Below are 17760 nucleotides of genomic sequence, written 5' to 3'. Positions count from 1 at the left end.
GCACCAAACATGCCTAATGGATGTATGTAATTTACTGAAGCAAACAAATGGGAACCCTTATTATTGCACTATTAAAGTGCCCAATTATCAGTCTTAAAGCCTAATAAAAGACTATTTGCACCTTTTTAGTGCGTTTAGGCTTAACTGATATCGTGAATTTCATAACCCAACTCTTGTGCGCCCGTTCTTAAGGCAATCCAAGCACTTTCAAGAAGGTTTGCGTTGCCTTTGATGCCCAATTCGATATGTCGCTGGGCGTAAACACCGCCCTTGCTAGCGTCCCCTACCGATGGCAGGCTAAACACCTTCACCCCAGGATAGTTAGCCTCAATATGCTCCATCAGTGGCGTCAAAGTGGACTCAATTCCTTTGGGCACAATAAAACTCCGCTCTGCCCAATTCTCTTGATGAAATAAATCTTTGTAATGGGTATCTAAACACCAAGCCATCATCGGCGCAGCCATTACTGGGAAGCCAGGGACAAAGTGATGCTCACGTATCCGAAAGCCTGGGATTTGGTTATAAGGGTTCGGAATGATCTCACTACCAATCGGAAACTCGCCCATCTTGAAGCGCTGCTGATTTTCAGGAGTGCTTAAGTCTGACTTAATGGGATCACCCTCGGCCATTGACTGAATACGTCCCGCAATCAATTCTTGAGCAGAAGGATGAAGTTCTGTTTTTGTTCCCAACGCAAGAGCCGCGCATTGACGAGTGTGATCATCTGGCGTAGCGCCAATACCGCCTGTACTAAACACCACATCCCCACTCGCAAAGCTTTCTTTTAGAGTGGCAGTAATTTGCTTAGGATCATCGGCAACATATTTTGCCCATGCGAGACTAAGACCTCGTTCATTGAGCAATTCAATCAGCTTACTCATGTGCTTATCTTGACGGCGACCGGACAAAATTTCATCGCCAATCACAATTAAACCAAAACGACGCTGTTCTTTTTTTACCTCTTCGACTTCTACTTTTTTAATTGCATCAACCATGGTAAGGAAGTTCCATATCAACTACACGCGATTGCACTGTCAGCGCCTTATCTAACTCTTCATCTCTTAATTGCTTCAGAGCATCTAACAAGAAGTAGCTAAACCAAAGCGCTGCAAATACAAATATGAGGGAATAAATCCACAACGCCACAAAGCTGACGACTGGAAACAGCACCAAGGCTAATGCGGATGTGGCCCAAAAGAAAGTTGGCACTGCACCAAGCATTCCGGAGGCAATTCCCATACAAAGCAATGGCCAACGATATTTTTCAAGGAGCTGATCCCGCTCTTCAGAGCTCGCATGTTTGGCGAGAACATCGTAAGACATAAGACGCATTGTTAACCAACCCCATAGCAATGGTGGCAAGACCGCTACTAATGGAGGAACCCACCAAACTGGCAGGGTGAGCATTACTAAAACGAGGCATAGCAATGCAGACCACAAGCTGTAAATTATGCTTCCAAAGATTCCGCCCCCACGCTTGCACTCTAGATCTTGGTATTGCGATTGCTTACAAGCGATCTTCACAATCGCAGGAACAGTTGAGAAAGCGATAAAGACTAATAAGCTAATCGTAATCAGTGGAATGATGAGCATCACAAAGAAAAGTGGTGCAATCCATGCTCTGGCATTTTCAAAACCAGCCCAAATGAGTCCCTCTTGTATCCAACTAGTAAAGATAGATGTCGTTAAAAAAACGCTTAGGGCTTCCAGTGCCGGGGTCCAAATCAACCAAATCAGACAACCCCACAAAATCGATACAATCAAAAATGGTCGCAAACTCAGCCACAACATACGAGGATGCATGGTCCCAACTAAGGCCATACCAAATGATTTAAATACTTGTTGCAATCCGACCATACCACCCCCCATTGCCTCTAGATTGAAATCTATTTAGGCTTTAATTCTTTAATAGCGTGCACTAAGCCCTGCCATTGCTGGGTAAGAATATTTTGCGAAACTGACAAATTTCTTACCCCCGTAGGATAGACCTCTTTTGGGAAGATGGCTGTGTTAAACAGCATGTCCCACCATGGAAATAAAATTCCAAAATTGCAACCGCCTAAAACGCCTGGCTTACCTTTAGCTTCATGCCCATATCCCACAGCATGATGCATGCGATGGTACATCGGTGAAATCAGCAAATAGCGCGCTGGACCAAGGTCAATTTTGATATTGGCATGTTGCCAACTTTGGATAAATTGACTTAAGGCAACTAGGGCGATAAATTGACCTGGCGATACTCCAAACAACAGCGCGAAGAAAGCCATCAAAACGGCACGCATAATATCGTCCAAAATATGATTACGGTTATCTGACCAAGCCGTCATTACCGTTTGACTGTGATGCAAAGCATGTAATTGCCACCACCAATTAAACGTATGCGAAGCGCGATGATAAAGATAATCTACAAAGTCTAAGAGAATAAGGTAGATCAAAAAGCTAACTGCTGGGATTGAAGTCACCCCTGGCCACCATGACTCCACATTCAATCTGCCAAAACGAAAGTCATGCAGTATGGAATCGAGCTCAAAAAAGAATCCTGATAAAAGGATAAAGATGAGTCCATGGAAAATTCCAAGGCGATGAAACAATGTATAGATTACATCCGCCCTACTTGATTTTGCAAAGCGCTCTTGCTTTTCTGCTGGAACTATTCGCTCCCAAGTTCTTAAAACAAAAAAGATTAAGAAAATTTGCACACAACCAAACAAGAACCAGTCAATCCCATCAAACACATCTTCAGCCCAAGACATTAAATCAAATTGGTAGAGGATGGGTCCAGCAACCTCAGAGAACAGAAACTCCTGAAGACTGCCGTAGACACTTGAAATCGATGCGGTAATGACTGAGAAATCCATGCTTTATTTTGACGCATTTGCCAAATCTTTGGGTAGAAGACCAAAGCAAAACCCGCGACCCTTTAGGTTCATGATAAGTTGCTCGAGAACAGCAGGTGCCCATGGATCTTTTCTGGACCAGATACCTAAATGGGCCATTGTGATATCGCCATCAGCAATAGTACGACTGGCTTTATCCAAAAGTTGGCTATTCGGATGTTTATCGGAATTCAGCTCATCCCCTAAAAAACCAGCGGAAGCCCAGCCAATATGTTGATACCCACACATATCCCCCATCCGAATTAAGGTTGGAGAAGTTTTACCACCAGGAGCACGCCATATTCTCTGCAATGGTTGATCAGTTAACTCTTGGAAACGCTGATCTACTCTACGGATTTCTTTGCACATAGCCGCTTCGTTATACAAGAGCGTCATCCCAGCTTTAGGCCCAAACTGAGGCTTTTCAAAAACCTCCCCCTTCGGACCATCTTTGACAAAGTAAGTGTGGTCATAAGTATGGCTTCCAAAATGATGGCCTTCTTTAACGCGTTCTTGCCAATAAGCTTTCCAGGAATCATCTAACGAAAAATCACCACGGAAGGTTTTCTCATTAGCCAAGAAAAAGGTAGCTTTTACATTTTGTCGCTTCAAAATCTCCGCTACTTTCTCCGCGACCGACATATTGCCTGTATCAAAAGTCAAGTAAACCTTCTTTTTACACTCTGCAACCTGAGCAATGCATCCCAATGAAAAACAGCCGAGCAAAAGCGCGGCTGCAAGACGTGTAAACACGGAATAACTCATTGCGGCCTTTATTCCCATGCAGCCCTTGGAGTAAAGAAGACACCATGAGGTGATTTGCCCACTGGGATGACGGTTACAAGTTTCATTGTTGAGATATCAATCACGCCAACTTTTTTGGAGAAACGAAAGGTCACCCACATCGTTTTGCCATCTGGAGTGATTTCCATATCATCTGGTCCAGCTGGAAGACCAGTAATATCGCCAACCTTTTCTAAGGTTTGCATATTAATCAAGCTAATAGTGGAAGCTATGCGGTTACTGACGAAGACATGCTTCTTATCACCCAATGGACGGAAATTATGGGCGCCTTTGCCAGTAGGAATACGTTTAACTTCTTTACGAGTCTTCCAATCTATTACCTGCACATAGTCATCTCCAGTGATTCCGACTAGGAGATATTGATCACCTGGGGTCATCCACAATCCAGCCGGTACTTTTCCTGTTGGCATCACCCACAAAACGTTTTGCGTCTCAAGATCAATCGCAGCTAACTCACTGGAATCTTGCAAGGTAATGAATGCAATTTTGCTATCGGAAGTAAAGGCAATGTGACTCGGAGTTTTCGCCAACTTCACTGTCTTGGCTAATTTTAGATTTGCGCCATCAGCGGCATAAATATCTACACGATCTAAACGATTACCATTAGCCACAAACCATTTGTGATTTGGTGAGTAACCAATTTGATATGGATCGATGATGTTTGGAATCTTGCCAGTCAACTCACCAGTAGTCGGGTTCATGAGAACGACATCATTACCAGCGGCATTTGCAATCAATAAGGTTTTTTGGTCAGGAGTCATCATCAAGTGATGCGGCTCTTTTCCAACTGGCACAGTCTTTACGACTTGACGAGTGGTCATGTCTATTAAGCTAACAGAAGCTTCGCCAGAATTCAGAATGACCGCCAACTTCGGCTGATTGATTGAACTAGTGGATGAGGAAGGCGTTGCCGAATTACCCGTCTGAGCAAAAGCATTGTGGTTCACCATCAAAAGCGCCAATACTGTATAGGCTGCTAAGGCGTGAAAACCTCTATTTTTAATAAATGTATACATACCCACATTGTAAGCAATCGGGGAGAATAAATACCCTCTAATCGCCCGTGGATTTGACTTAGCGCAAGCTGGCTAAAACCTTTTCTAGTCTTTTTAAGGACATTGGGGTGGGAGTTTTCAGCTCTTGGGCAAATAATGCCACCCTTAACTCTTCGAGTTGCCAACGAAAATCGTTTAAAGCAGGATCTTCGTTCAGCGTATATGAAGTAGAACCTTTCTTTCCTTGTAATAGCTTGTGCCAAGGACGAGCAACAGATTCCCAGTCCTTTTGACATTGCGCATCGCGACTCGGATTCGACCGCAATTTATCAATCCGCATTGCAATCGCCTTCAAATAGCGTGGCACATGGACTAACTGAGAATATGGAATGTCTGCAACAAACTTGGGGAAGATGAGACCTTGTATTTGGGTTTGAATATCCGCATAAGCACTTGGCGATACCGCTTTTGCACTCACGATCTTTTTCTGCAAATCTGCATGAGCCTGTAATGCATTTAAGGTGTGACGCGAGATTTCTTGCGCAATCAGCGCCAATCTTGGCTTACCTGCTTGCAAGCGTTCCGCAAATTGATCTGTATTTACAGGGAGTGGCTCGGACATAAAAGCCCGTTCTAATGCCAAATTCAGAATCTGTTCTATCAAACCATCCACTGACCCGACATTAATAAATAACAATCCCAATTCTCGAATGCCAGGCAACTGCTTTTGCAATGCTTTAAGTGTGTCTTTGTTGCTTAAAGCAAATAGTCGTCGCAGTCCAAGGGCATGCTGCTTTCGAGCTTCCAACAAGTCATCAAAAACCTCTAAGTCACAGTAATCAACTCGATCTACTAATGCTGGGTAGCCAAGTAAAGTTTTATTGCCCTTCTGAATTTCTAAAGTTTCAGGTAGTTCGCCAAATTCCCAAGTGCGATAACCGCCCTGCTCTACCATGCGGGCACTTCCTTTGGATTGTTGGTCATCGCTCGATTTAGGAGCAATTTCCACCCCCAATTCAGCCTGTGCGGTTTCTTGAGCAATCGCTTGGAAAGCATTGCGAGCGGTTTCGCCATATTCTGAACGCAAGCGCGCTAGATTTCGCTCTACCTCCAGCTGACGCCCATGTTCGTCAATCAAACGAAAATTCATCGATGAGTGCAATGGTAAAGACTCTGGCCTAAAGTCCGTACGCTTTATTTCCAATCCTCGCTCTTTACGAATGTCGCTAATGAGACTATCCAAAAAATCACCTACGCCGAACTGTTTTGCATCAAGCTGTCGTTCTAGATAAGACTTCGCATATTCAGGCAAAGGTACACAATGGCGACGTAATTTCTGCGGTAGCGACTTTAAAAGTAGCAACACCTTCTCCTCGCACATACCAGGAACGAGCCAATCGCAGCGACGACCATCTACTTGATTGAGTTGGGTTAAAGGAACAACGAGTGTTACACCATCCTTTGGGCTGCCAGGTTCAAAGTGATAAGTCAGGCTGAGCTGAGCGCCTCCCACGAGCATTGTTTTAGGGTAACGGTCAACAGTGATGCCAGCAGCTTCATGGCGCATCAAATCCGCTTTTGCTAGACGGAGTTGACTATCGAGTTCGGCATCTTTGTCTTTTTCCTTTGATAGCCAAGCCTTTAGACCCTCGCGACTGCATACCCCCTTAGGAATGCGCGAGTCATAAAAAGCAAACAGCAGTTCATCATCAACCAGCACATCTGGTCGACGAGACCGATGCTCTAAGGCTTCAATTTCTTTAATTAGGCGTCGGTTGTGCCAGAAAAAACCAAAAAGATTGGGGTATTTCTTCCTTGCATCTGCTTCGGTCTCGCGTTGGAGAGCGGGAGTATCCATGCGTCCGAACATCTCCCCTTGCACTAATGCTTGCCGAATAAATAACTCTCTTGCTTCATCAGGATGATGTGGCTCGTATCGCACCCTGCGCCCGTGATAAATCGGCAAACCATATAGAGTGCCCCTCTCAAACGCCATCACTTCACCTTGGCGGTTATCCCAAAACGGATCACTCAATGATTTAATCAGGCGGTGTGCTGCGACCCGCTCTACCCACTGTGGTTCGATTTTGGCAATGGTACGCGCATACATACGATTGGTTTCTTGCAACTCTCCAGCCAAAATCCACGCACCCGCTTTTTTACCAATCGTTGAACCAGGCCAGATAAATGGGCGAATACCGCGTGCACCAACATATCCACCAGTTTTACTATTACGGTCGAGAGATTTTTCATCCTCTTCTTTTTTGGCCACATAACCCAAAAGACCCGTTAATAAAGAGAGATGTATTTGCTCATAATTAGCAGCCAAACCATTTTCTTTCCAACCCTTTTCGCCCAACATCGTATGCAGTTGACCATGGACATCACGCCACTCACGCAAGCGACGCGGTGAAAGAAATTTACTTTTACAAAGATTCTCAAATTGTCGGTTGCTATGCTTATGTTGCAAAGCATCTTGATACCAATTCCAGAGTTTGACAAAACTCAAAAATTCAGAACGCTCATCCGCAAATTGCAAGTGCGCTTGATCTGCCGCAGCAGCTTGATCCATTGGTCGATCTCGCGGATCTTGGGTGGCTAATGCTGAAGCGATGATGGTGACTTCCTTCAGAGCGTTCTGCTCTTTTGCAGCCAACAGCATTCTGCCTATGCGTGGATCTAGAGGCAAATCAGCCAATTGCTTACCAATTGCGGTGAGCCTAAAGCTATTGTTAATGTCTTTGTCATTAACTGTCTCTGGCTCATCAAACTCTATTGCACCTAATTCATCGAGAAGTTGCACCCCGTCGGCAATGGCTCTACCTAAGGGTTTATCAATAAATGGGAAATGCTGAATTTTTGGCAGGCGCAATGAGCTCATTCGCAAAAGCACCGCCGCCAGTGAGCTACGCAATATCTCTGGATCGGTAAATTTAGGACGCCCTTGATAATCTTGCTCACTGTAGAGGCGTACACAAATACCATCAGATACCCGTCCACAACGACCAGCCCGTTGATTGGCAGCCGCTTGTGAGATAGGTTCAATTTGAAGCTGTTCCACCTTATTACGATATGAGTAGCGCTTGACGCGCGCCAAGCCGCTGTCTATCACATAGCGAATATTGGGAACGGTCAATGAGGTTTCCGCTACGTTAGTCGTCAAAATAATTCGACGGCCATTACCAGGATTAAATACTCTCTCTTGTTCTGCAACAGATTGCCGAGCAAAGAGACTCAAAATCTCTGGGTGAAAACGCTGTTGCAAAACATGATCCTTGCGCAATACTTCTGCACAATCGCGTATCTCGCGCTCACCAGGCAGAAAAACCAATACATCACCGGCACCTGCGGCACCCTCGCGCCACAAATTGGCAATCTCCTCAGCTACCGCATCCGGAATTTCTTTGGCAGCCTTGGACTCTTTCTTCCCATCAGACTTCGCGTCTGGCTCTAGTGGTGCATATCGCTGCTCGACTGGAAACAATCGACCACTCACCTCAATAACGGGAGCTACTTTGCCGTTCACCGCAAAGTGCTCTGCAAAACGTTGTGCATCGATCGTTGCTGAAGTGATAATCAGTTTTAGATCTGGACGCTTAGGAAGTAGCTGACGTAGGTAGCCCAATAGAAAATCGATATTCAGGCTACGCTCATGAGCCTCATCAATAATGAGGGTGTCATAAGCCTTTAACTGTGGGTCGCGCTGCGTCTCAGCTAATAAGATGCCATCGGTCATTAACTTAATAGAGGCTGTCTTACTGGTTTTATCGGCAAAGCGAACTTGGTAACCGACATCTTGACCAATGGGTGATCCGAGCTCTTGGGCAATTCTTTTAGCAGTGGCAGTTGCCGCAATTCGGCGTGGTTGTGTATGGCCAATCAACTTGCCGCCATTGATAGTGCCCCGACCAAGATCTAAGCAAATTTTGGGCAATTGCGTAGTCTTGCCTGAACCCGTCTCCCCACAAACAATCACCACCTGATGACTCTGTAAGGCATCCTTGATCAGTTGACGCTGACCCGAGACCGGCAATTCCTCTGGAAACAGAATTTCTAGCCTACGCGCGGTGTTGGAAGCAGACACAGGCTGAGGCCTTGCTTTGGGTTTTTGTTGGTTTATGGGCTCTTGCACCCTATAATTTTCTCACTATGCCAACAAATGCACCGAATCCTGCCACAAGCGCCGAAGAATCTACCTCCAACTTCCCTTTCGTAGGGTGGTTACGCGATGTTGCGCCCTACATCCACAGCTTCCGCGAAAAGACTTTTGTGATCGCCTTCGCAGGTGAACTTGTTCAAGAATCTGGCCTGGAAAATCTCATTGAAGATATTGCCATGCTACATGCTATGGGTATGCGTATTGTGCTGGTTCACGGTATTCGGCCGCAAATTGAAGAACAGCTAATGCTCCGCAAAATTAAGAGCAAGTTTGGCAAAAGTGCCATGCACTCTTATCGAATTACAGATGCAGCAGCACTAGAGTGCGTCAAAGAGGCTGCTGGTGAACTTCGCCTCGATATTGAAGCAGCATTTAGCCGTGGGCTTCCAAATACCCCGATGGCAGGCTCACGTATTTCTGTGATTTCTGGAAACTTTATCACCGCCATGCCAGTCGGCGTGGTTGAAGGCATTGACTATATTCATACTGGACTGGTGCGCAAAGTAGACTCCGGGTCTATTAGGCAATCTTTAGATAGCAACAAAATTGTGTTGCTCTCCCCTTTAGGTTTTTCACCAACAGGTCAAGCATTTAATTTGGCGTATGAGGATGTGGCCGCATCCACCGCTGCTGCCCTTAAGGCTGATAAGTTGATTTTTTTAAGTCCTTACGATGGTCTGAAGGACGCTGAAGGTGACTTCATCACCGAATTGTCCATGCCACAGCTACAAGAATACGTAACGCAGAACAAAGACATGGACATTGGCATGAAGAGCCTACTGAATATCTCCGGTAGAGCCATTCGTGCAGGTGTGAGTCGCGTTCACTTCCTGCCGTGCAATCAAGATGGCGCGCTCTTGGAGGAGCTCTTTACCCATGATGGCATTGGCATGATGCTGGCTTCATCGGATATCGAGAACTTACGCGAAGCCAATCAGGATGACGTAGGTGGAATTTTGCAATTAACAATGCCTCTCGAAGAAGAAGGTATTTTGGCAGCGCGTGGTCAAGATGTCATTGAGCGCGATATTGCGCGCTTCTCAGTAATTGAACATGACCGCGTCCTTTTCGGATGCGCAGCCCTCTTTCCATTCCCTAATGGGGTTGGTGAACTCGCTTGTCTGGCAGTTGATCCTGATGTTCAAGGCTCAGGTGATGGTGAACGCCTTCTGAAGCGGATTGAGATGCGCGCTAAACAAGAAGGTATTAAAAAATTATTTGTTCTGACCACCAGAACGGAGCATTGGTTTCTGAAGCGTGGTTTTAAAAGAGCAACAGTGGATGACCTGCCAGAAGAAAGAAAACAAATTTACAACTGGGACCGCAAGTCCATGGTTTTAACTAAAGATTTATAAGATACATCGCAATATACGAAAGGCATTACAGATGGCACGCATGGTTCAATGCATCAAATTAAATAAAGAAGCTGAAGGCATGGATTTCGCACCATTGCCTGGCGAGCTAGGTAAAAAGATTTGGAATCAAGTTTCTAAAGAGGCTTGGGCTGGATGGTTGAAGCAACAAACCATGCTCATCAATGAAAATCGCCTCAATATGGCAGATCCGCGTGCTCGCCAATACCTCTTAAAGCAGGTGGAAAAGTACTTCTTTGAAGGTGGCGCTGATACAGCCCAAGGCTTTGTACCTCCTTCAGCCGAATAAATATTTTTCAATATTGATTTTGCTTGTTGACAAGCAGAAAACACAGGCATAGGATGAAGTCGTGGTGAGACAGTAATGGTGTTCCACCACATTGGCGAAAGCCACTAAAAATGAGTGCATCTATGCGCTTATAGGCTAAGGGATCTAGTTATTCCGAGTGCCTGTGCCATGCATACCATGGCAAACAACCCGATGGGGATGCCCCGTCGGGTTTTTTAATACCTAAATTCAGCTTGGGATAATTTAGAAGGCGATACGCTCAACGCCGGCGGCATTGCTAACCAACAAAATATTAGCCTTCTCTTTGGCAAAGAGACCAACAGTAATTACGCCAGCAATTTGATTAATCCGGGCTTCCATGCTTACTGGGTCGACAATCTGCAGGCCAGCTATATCCAAGATCCAACCGCCGTTATCGGTGACAAAAGGTTCGCTAGGGGTTTGATTTAAATCAGCGCGCGTATTTTTTGCTAAACGCAAACTGACTTTGCCACCAAACTTTTCCAACTCTCGAGTAACCACACCCTGCGCAAGCGGAATGATTTCCACTGGCAAGGCAAAATTGCCCAGCACGGGAACTTGCTTAGAAGAGTCGCAAATACATATAAATTGCTTTGCCATGGAGGCAATAATCTTTTCTCTGGTAAGCGCCCCACCACCGCCCTTAATCATGTGACCTGCTGGATCAATTTCGTCAGCGCCATCTACATAGGCAGGAAGCTCTTGAACATCATTGGGATTGAGAACCTTGAAGCCATGCTTGAGTAAGCGCTCAGTAGTTGCATTCGAACTAGAAACAGTTCCAGCAAAATGATCTTTATTGGGCGCCAGAGCATCAATAAAGCAGTTCGCTGTAGATCCAGTACCAATACCCAAAATCTGGCCAGCAGACAGCTTTAGCACCTCATCTCTAGCTGCCTCACCCACCATCTGCTTTAACTGATCTTGATTCATATACCTATTAAACACCTTTACTGGAAGGTAGTAATTATTCCATCTATCATATGATATTGACGAAAAATTTACTTTAAAGCATCAAGCAAGCCCATGAATAGCACCTCTTCAGCAATAAGCCAACTCGAGCAACTCAAGAAACTCACCACGGTTGTAGCCGATACTGGCGATTTTGAGCGCATGCAAGTCTTTCAGCCTCAAGATGCCACTACCAACCCTTCATTAATTCTGAAGGCTGCTCAGCAAAGTAACTATCAAGATTTAGTACGCTCTGTGAAGGAAGCGCATCCTGGCATGAGCCCAACCGATTTGGTTGACTATATCTTGGTAGCTTTCGGCCTTGAAATTCTCAAAATTGTTCCTGGACGCGTTTCAACCGAAGTAGATGCCAGACTTTCCTTTGACACCAAGGGAACTGTAGCCAAAGCAAAACACTTAATCGCCTTATATGAATCCCATGGAATAAACCGCAATCGCATTTTGATTAAGTTAGCCGGCACATGGGAGGGCATTGCTGCCGCCAAGCAATTAGAGGCGGAAGGCATTCATTGCAATATGACTTTACTCTTTTCGCTGGTCCAAGCTGCCGCTTGTGGTGCTGCGAATGCCAAACTCATCTCACCTTTTGTCGGACGTATTACCGATTGGTATAAAGCGAAACTTGGCTCGAATTGGAGCGATATGAATAATGGCGGCGCAAATGATCCTGGCGTCACTTCAGTAAAAAGAATTTTTCACTACTACAAACACTTTGGCATTCCAACAGAAATCATGGGTGCCAGCTTCAGAAACACCAGCCAAATTCTGGAGCTTGCTGGCGTAGATTTACTCACCATTAGTCCCGAGTTATTGGCCGAACTTCAACAAAATAATACTGTAGTAGAGAAAAAACTCAGTGCAGCAAATGCTCAAGCAGCTCTGCAGACAGAAGGCATTACGCCGCTGAAGTTAGATGAATCTAGTTTCCGCTTACAACTTAATAATGATGCAATGGCTACAGAAAAATTGGCGGAAGGCATCCGCAATTTCTGTATTGATACCGAGAAATTGGAAGTGCTGCTAGCTCAGTAATTTAGACTCATTACAGATATTTTTTCTTTTCAGGACAGATATCTGTAGGACTCTATCTTGAAAATAGAGCCCCCACCGAAGATGCAAAGTGATTAAGTGCTCCTAATAAAAAGCACAAACTGGCAAAAGAATATTTACCGCTATAAATCCGACTGTAATGTATCTGCGAGAAACCTTGTCAACCTGACGAGAAAACTCTTTTTCATTTTTTTGCAGGAAACAATACACCGATATTAATGAGGCAATCACACATAAGGTGATCGTAAATAAACCTATTGAAGTGACTAAGTCTGCCAACCCAAAATATCCAGAAGGAGGTAGCAAAGAGGTTGTCATATAGGCATTTGCAATCACACCAAAATAAGAGGCGGATGGCAACGCAAAACGTGAGCCAGTATCAGATGGATGGATATAAAAACTACATATAGTCAGCAATACTCCAGCATACAAACCAACAAAGAGTTTCAAAAAGACGCCGATGTTATTACGTTTTATGGTTACCCCATAGTTATATTCACTAAATGTAGTCCGCGCACCCTCAGCAACCCTTGGGTCTCCATAGCTAGTTTTATAAGTATGCGGTTTCACAACCGTACTCATTCCGGTAATGTTGTATCCAGGAATTTTTACTCGAGAACTAATTCCAGACGATGAATCTGCTACATACCGCATCTTTCGAACATCATTGGTGGAATCCTCAATATAAATATTGAGCATGTGATCATCCAATGGGACACGTGTCGTATTAAAGAATTTCGAGACTTTGGCGACCACTTTATAAAGCTCATAGTTGGTACCGTCGGGAGCAGAGTAACTATCTTGAAGATCTTGCTTTTCGATTTTTCCGTCGACAAGCCTAAAGTATTTACCGGGATTAAGTGACTTATCCCCCTTCCATCGAAACCAAATATAAAAAGTAGGCGTCCAATATGAATCTAAGATGGATAGGTTTTCGATACCATCTAAATAAATACCAACATTGACTGTCTTAAAGTCGGTATTTTTTGGCAGTGGATCGGGAGGAGTTTTGCCAGGCTCAACTGCATTAGGATCCATGCGTAGCGCATGATTTTTGTTGGAAAAACTTTTTTCACCTTGGACAATATAAACCACCAATATAGCGATCAATATATAGATGATCGAAATTCCAATTGCCCAATATTTAAGAAAGGATTTTTTCTCCGGAGAAAGTGTAGCCGACATTTTTCTAGAATTCCATGTGAACTAGCTCGTAAATGAGCTCAATCTGAACAGATTAACTATTTTCTTTGGGACGTATTGATACCTAGCAATGAATATGCGGGGCAGTTACCAATCATTCCGGTTAACAAAGGAATAACCCCAATCCAAGCCCATGGACCAGTAATTCCAAACCCGGCTAAACCCATTAGTGTTACGCCAACAGTCATGCGTAGTACGCGATCAGTATGTCCAATATTGCATTTCATGGTTGACTCCTTTTTGTACGCATTATTTAAATCGTTTACTTAGCAGCTTTTACCAAGCGCTGTCTTAATGCCTCATACAAGCATACGCCACTTGCGACTGATACATTCAAACTAGAGACAACACCTTGCATAGGAATGCGGACCAGCTCATCGCAGTTCTCTCGGGTGAGGCGACGCATTCCCTCACCCTCTGCTCCCATCACAATACCAATGGAACCGGTAAGATCAATGTCATAGATTGATTTAGTGGCTTCATCATCAGTACCGATTAGCCAAACACCTGCCTCTTGCATCTCTTTCATGCTGCGCACGAGGTTAGTTACTGTAATTACAGGCATCACTTCTGATGCACCACTCGATACTTTGCTGACGGTGGCATTAATGGAGGCGGAGCGATCTTTGGGGATGACTACCGCATCTACGCCAGCGCCATCGGCTACCCGCAGACAGGCGCCAAAGTTATGCGGATCGGTAACACCATCCAACACTAAAAATAAAGGCTTCTCTTGAGCGCCTTCAACGTCCTCGACGACTTCAGTAATCGTGCGAGCAATGGTCATCCTTTCAGCCAAGGCAACTACCCCCTGATGACGGTCATGTCCAGTAAGCTTATGAAGACGCTCAGCATCAGCAGCATGTAAACGCTCTCCCAAAATTTCTTCTGCTTGCTTTAGAAAGTCACCCATTCGTCTATCGCGACGACTAGGATCGAAGTACACCGACTTTAAGCTATCTGGATCAACTCGCAAACGCGCTTGAACCGCATGAAATCCAACTAATATTTGCTTCATTTTTTCATTAACTCAATCTTTATTTACGGCGTGCTTTAGTACTTCGCACTGGTGGTTTAGAGCCTGCAGGCTTGCCAACAGACCTTCCAGGTTTACTTGCTTTACCGTTTTTTCGACTCGCTTTACTCTTTGACTGATTCGCGCCCAAAGTGCCAGCAGATTTGGCTGCATTGACATTAACCCCACTAGGCTTTTGCGGAATCTTATTGTCTGGCCGACTTCTTTTTGAGGCTGCCTTTTTATTTGGCCTGCCAGTATCGGCAGCTAGCAACAGTTGACGACGATTGGGGGAGCCGCCTGGTTCTGCGCCAACTGATTTGACTAGGCTAAATTCAATCTTACGCGCATCCAAATCAACACGACTTACCAATACGTGCACACGATCACCTAAGCGATAACGAATTCCAGTGCGCTCGCCACGTAATTCTTGGCGCGCTTCGTCAAACTGGAAGTAATCACCTCCCAGTTCAGTTACATGAACCATGCCTTCAACAAATAAGCTCTCTAGCTGAATAAATAAACCAAAATTTGCGACACCAGTCACAGTGCCAGCATATTCCTGACCTAAATGGTCACGCATGTAATAACACTTCAGCCACGCCTCGACGTCACGCGAAGCTTCATCAGCGCGTCGTTCATTTGAAGAGCAGTGAACGCCTAGTTGACCCCAAATTGGTAATGCAGCGTTTGCACCTTTTGGTGGCTTGGTACCTTTAGCAGCCCCTGCCTTCGCATCGCTTTGAGATTTCTTGGCATTGACTGCATTTTCTCGACCTTTACCTTTGCGGGGCAAAGTTAAATTGAGAGGCACCTTTGGCGGCAATACAGGTACATAAGGCTTTTTCTGCAGAATGGATTTAATTACTCTATGAGTCAATAAGTCTGGATAACGACGAATTGGACTTGTGAAATGAGAGTACGCTGGATAAGCCAAACCAAAGTGACCTTCGTTATCTGGCTGATACATCGCTTGCTGCATGGCACGTAAAACTACTGACTGCAACATATTGGCATCGGGACGATCTTTAATCTCACGAATCAACTTAGCAAAGTCACGTGGCTTTGGCTTATCACCACCACCCAATGACAGACCAGAGGTTCTGAGCACTTGTCGAAGAGTGACCAATTTCTCTTCGGAGGGTTCGCCGTGAACTCGATAGAGACTTAAATGTTTATTTTTATCAATGAAATCGGCAGCACAAACGTTGGCGGTCAGCATGCACTCTTCAATCAAGCGATGCGCATCATTCCGAATGCGTGGCTCAATACGCAGGATTTTGCCAAGCTCATTACTGATAATTTGGGTTTCAGTGGTTTCAAACTCGATTGCACCGCGCTTCTCACGAGCGGCTAGCAAAATCTTATAAAGAGAATACAGATTAGTTAAAAGCGGACGGAATTGGGCAAAGCGAGTTGCTTCAGGCCCCCTGCTATTGGAAAGAATCTCCCAAACAGTGTCATAAGTAAAACGCTGTGCAGAATGCATTACCGCTGGATAGAACTGGTAAGCCAACACAATCCCGTTGTTATCCACCACAGAATCGCACACCATACACAAGCGATCTACCCCAGGATTTAGGGAGCAAAGTCCATTCGAAATCTTCTCTGGCAACATCGGTATGACACGCCTTGGAAAGTACACCGAAGTAGCGCGTAACAAACCCTCGTCATCGAGTGGTTGACCAGGCTTCACATAATGGGAGACATCAGCAATGGCTACAATTAATCGCCAAGCCTTTGTTTTGCCGTACATGACTGGCTCACAATAGACTGCATCATCAAAGTCACGCGCATCAGCGCCGTCGATCGTAACCAAAGGAATATCTCGAAGATCAATGCGACCCTCAAGATCAGATTGCTGTACTGCATCGGGTAATGCAGCCGCTTCTTTTAATGCTGCCGCAGAAAACTCATGCGGCACTCCATATTTGCGGACAGCGATTTCAATTTCCATCCCTGGATCATCAATTTCACCAAGGACTTCAACCACCCTTCCCACCGCTTGCCGATAGCTATCTGGGTAATCAATAATCTCTACGCTGACCACCTGACCCAATTTGGCGTTACCTTGCCCCTTAGGCGGAATCAAAATATCATGACCAATACGTTTATCTTCTGGCGCAACAATCAAAACACCATTTTCATTTAAGAGACGGCCTATAACCACTTTATTGGCATGAAGGACTACTTCAACAATTTGCCCCTCAGGTCGACCACGACGATCTGTTCCTAAAACTCTGACATTGACGCGATCCCCATGCATAACACGCGACATTTCTCTTTCCGAAAGAAAAATATCTTCACCACCATCATCGGGAATGACAAATCCAAATCCATCTCGATGCCCTTGAACCGTACCTAAACGATCTGCCTCACGTGGCACCAAGTCTTTTGCTTTACGCATTTAATTCCTTCGGCAATACATGCCCTATCTATATATCTACTGATATCTATTTTTGTTATGAATAAGCCTACTGTATCAAACCGCGAGGACAAATGAGAAAAAGTCAAAAACGGGCGCAAAAGACCTAAAAATGCTTATCCATTTATAATAAAAGCTTGCCCAGGTGGCGAAATTGGTAGACGCACCAGCTTCAGGTGCTGGCGATCGTAAGGTTGTGGGGGTTCGAGTCCCTTCCTGGGCACCACCGCTACATCTAAGTCAACTCCTAAGCCTCATACTATATAGGCCAACCTTTTAAGCAAGGCGTCTGCGACCCAATTCAGCTACAAGGCAATCAATCAAATTAGAACTTTGATTTTGTCTCGTAACCCTTAGAGCTCAAACAGGCCAAATATGTATCGGAAGTAGTTAAATCATTGTTAGATGCTCCGTAGTAGCTTCTAGCAACTTGCAAACAGGCTTCTTTATCTTTATTAAATTGAGCTTCAGACTGACCTCTTGTTGGAATAATTTCCGTTTGCATAGCGCAGCCAGCCAATACAACTCCCGCTGATAAAACCATTAATGTGGAGGCAATAGTTCTCATGAATTAGTTT

15 protein-coding genes and 1 tRNA gene are annotated in these 17760 nt (G+C 44.9%); 4 read left to right on the top strand and 12 right to left on the bottom strand.

The window, feature by feature from the left end; all coding sequences use genetic code 11:
* Positions 1–140 precede the first annotated feature (140 nt).
* The 6 genes from FD973_RS03980 to hrpA are packed head-to-tail and all read right to left on the bottom strand — an operon-like array spanning position 141 to position 8759.
* A complete protein-coding gene (locus FD973_RS03980) occupies positions 141–995 on the bottom strand; it encodes a molybdopterin-binding protein (RefSeq protein WP_215324330.1) in 855 nt (284 codons plus the stop codon).
* A complete protein-coding gene (locus FD973_RS03975) occupies positions 988–1857 on the bottom strand; it encodes an EI24 domain-containing protein (protein WP_215324329.1) in 870 nt (289 codons plus the stop codon). Before FD973_RS03975 ends, FD973_RS03980 begins: the two co-directional genes overlap by 8 nt.
* A gap of 29 nt (positions 1858–1886) precedes the next feature.
* A complete protein-coding gene (locus FD973_RS03970) occupies positions 1887–2858 on the bottom strand; it encodes a sterol desaturase family protein (protein WP_215324328.1) in 972 nt (323 codons plus the stop codon).
* A 3-nt stretch (positions 2859–2861) separates the two neighbouring features.
* A complete protein-coding gene (locus FD973_RS03965) occupies positions 2862–3641 on the bottom strand; it encodes a polysaccharide deacetylase family protein (RefSeq protein WP_215324327.1) in 780 nt (259 codons plus the stop codon).
* Between the two features lie 8 nt (positions 3642–3649).
* Positions 3650–4696, bottom strand: a complete 1047-nt coding sequence (locus tag FD973_RS03960; RefSeq protein WP_251368836.1) for a cytochrome D1 domain-containing protein — start codon at positions 4694–4696, stop codon at positions 3650–3652.
* 58 nt (positions 4697–4754) lie between these two features.
* The gene (gene hrpA, locus FD973_RS03955; RefSeq protein ID WP_215324326.1) at positions 4755–8759 is read right to left on the bottom strand and encodes an ATP-dependent RNA helicase HrpA; all 4005 of its coding nucleotides are present in this window, start codon (positions 8757–8759) and stop codon (positions 4755–4757) included.
* Between the two features lie 65 nt (positions 8760–8824).
* Here hrpA and argA point away from each other — a divergent pair, with 65 nt between their 5' ends.
* Positions 8825–10189 (top strand): amino-acid N-acetyltransferase, encoded by a 1365-nt coding sequence (gene argA / locus FD973_RS03950; RefSeq protein ID WP_215324325.1) that lies wholly within the window; start codon positions 8825–8827, stop codon positions 10187–10189.
* 31 nt (positions 10190–10220) lie between these two features.
* Positions 10221–10496, top strand: a complete 276-nt coding sequence (locus FD973_RS03945) for an oxidative damage protection protein (RefSeq protein WP_215324324.1) — start codon at positions 10221–10223, stop codon at positions 10494–10496.
* 243 nt (positions 10497–10739) lie between these two features.
* Here the strand turns inward: FD973_RS03945 and rpiA are convergent, their stop codons facing one another.
* Positions 10740–11450: a ribose-5-phosphate isomerase RpiA gene (gene rpiA, locus FD973_RS03940; RefSeq protein WP_215324323.1), complete on the bottom strand. Its 711-nt coding sequence runs from the start codon at positions 11448–11450 to the stop codon at positions 10740–10742.
* Between the two features lie 93 nt (positions 11451–11543).
* Here rpiA and tal point away from each other — a divergent pair, with 93 nt between their 5' ends.
* A complete protein-coding gene (tal, locus tag FD973_RS03935; RefSeq protein ID WP_215324322.1) occupies positions 11544–12521 on the top strand; it encodes a transaldolase in 978 nt (325 codons plus the stop codon).
* Between the two features lie 102 nt (positions 12522–12623).
* Here tal and FD973_RS03930 read toward each other — a convergent pair whose 3' ends face one another.
* Genes FD973_RS03930 through rnr form a run of 4 tightly spaced genes read right to left on the bottom strand, consistent with a single transcriptional unit; the run spans position 12624 to position 17164 of the window.
* Entirely contained in the window at positions 12624–13724 is a 1101-nt protein-coding gene (locus FD973_RS03930; protein ID WP_215324321.1) for a hypothetical protein, read from the bottom strand.
* 56 nt (positions 13725–13780) lie between these two features.
* Positions 13781–13969 (bottom strand): DUF2892 domain-containing protein, encoded by a 189-nt coding sequence (locus FD973_RS03925; protein WP_215324320.1) that lies wholly within the window; start codon positions 13967–13969, stop codon positions 13781–13783.
* A gap of 35 nt (positions 13970–14004) precedes the next feature.
* Positions 14005–14760 carry a 23S rRNA (guanosine(2251)-2'-O)-methyltransferase RlmB gene (gene rlmB / locus FD973_RS03920; protein WP_215324319.1) on the bottom strand — a complete coding sequence of 252 codons (756 nt, stop codon included), beginning with the start codon at positions 14758–14760 and terminating at the stop codon, positions 14005–14007.
* A gap of 19 nt (positions 14761–14779) precedes the next feature.
* Positions 14780–17164 carry a ribonuclease R gene (gene rnr, locus FD973_RS03915; protein ID WP_215324318.1) on the bottom strand — a complete coding sequence of 795 codons (2385 nt, stop codon included), beginning with the start codon at positions 17162–17164 and terminating at the stop codon, positions 14780–14782.
* Between the two features lie 157 nt (positions 17165–17321).
* Between rnr and FD973_RS03910 the strand changes: the two genes are divergently transcribed.
* A tRNA-Leu gene (locus tag FD973_RS03910) sits at positions 17322–17408 on the top strand.
* Between the two features lie 99 nt (positions 17409–17507).
* Here FD973_RS03910 and FD973_RS03905 read toward each other — a convergent pair.
* Positions 17508–17750, bottom strand: coding sequence for a hypothetical protein (locus FD973_RS03905; protein WP_215324317.1), 243 nt, complete (start codon positions 17748–17750; stop codon positions 17508–17510).
* Between the last annotated feature and the right edge of the window lie 10 nt (positions 17751–17760).

The organism is Polynucleobacter sp. MWH-Braz-FAM2G (assembly GCF_018687635.1).
Taxonomy (GTDB): Bacteria; Pseudomonadota; Gammaproteobacteria; order Burkholderiales; family Burkholderiaceae; genus Polynucleobacter.
Note: the sequence above shows the minus strand (reverse complement) of the source record. Positions and strands in the feature narration are given on the sequence as shown.

Coding starts and splice junctions, on each gene's coding strand:
- FD973_RS03930 (WP_215324321.1), bottom strand. CDS start 13,724: ATGTCGGCTACACTTTCTCCGGAGAAAAAATCCTTTCTTAAATATTGG.
- FD973_RS03965 (WP_215324327.1), bottom strand. CDS start 3,641: ATGAGTTATTCCGTGTTTACACGTCTTGCAGCCGCGCTTTTGCTCGGC.
- argA (WP_215324325.1), top strand. CDS start 8,825: ATGCCAACAAATGCACCGAATCCTGCCACAAGCGCCGAAGAATCTACC.
- tal (WP_215324322.1), top strand. CDS start 11,544: ATGAATAGCACCTCTTCAGCAATAAGCCAACTCGAGCAACTCAAGAAA.
- FD973_RS03980 (WP_215324330.1), bottom strand. CDS start 995: ATGGTTGATGCAATTAAAAAAGTAGAAGTCGAAGAGGTAAAAAAAGAA.
- rnr (WP_215324318.1), bottom strand. CDS start 17,164: ATGCGTAAAGCAAAAGACTTGGTGCCACGTGAGGCAGATCGTTTAGGT.
- FD973_RS03975 (WP_215324329.1), bottom strand. CDS start 1,857: ATGGTCGGATTGCAACAAGTATTTAAATCATTTGGTATGGCCTTAGTT.
- FD973_RS03905 (WP_215324317.1), bottom strand. CDS start 17,750: ATGAGAACTATTGCCTCCACATTAATGGTTTTATCAGCGGGAGTTGTA.
- FD973_RS03945 (WP_215324324.1), top strand. CDS start 10,221: ATGGCACGCATGGTTCAATGCATCAAATTAAATAAAGAAGCTGAAGGC.
- rlmB (WP_215324319.1), bottom strand. CDS start 14,760: ATGAAGCAAATATTAGTTGGATTTCATGCGGTTCAAGCGCGTTTGCGA.
- FD973_RS03925 (WP_215324320.1), bottom strand. CDS start 13,969: ATGAAATGCAATATTGGACATACTGATCGCGTACTACGCATGACTGTT.
- rpiA (WP_215324323.1), bottom strand. CDS start 11,450: ATGAATCAAGATCAGTTAAAGCAGATGGTGGGTGAGGCAGCTAGAGAT.
- FD973_RS03960 (WP_251368836.1), bottom strand. CDS start 4,696: ATGTATACATTTATTAAAAATAGAGGTTTTCACGCCTTAGCAGCCTAT.
- FD973_RS03970 (WP_215324328.1), bottom strand. CDS start 2,858: ATGGATTTCTCAGTCATTACCGCATCGATTTCAAGTGTCTACGGCAGT.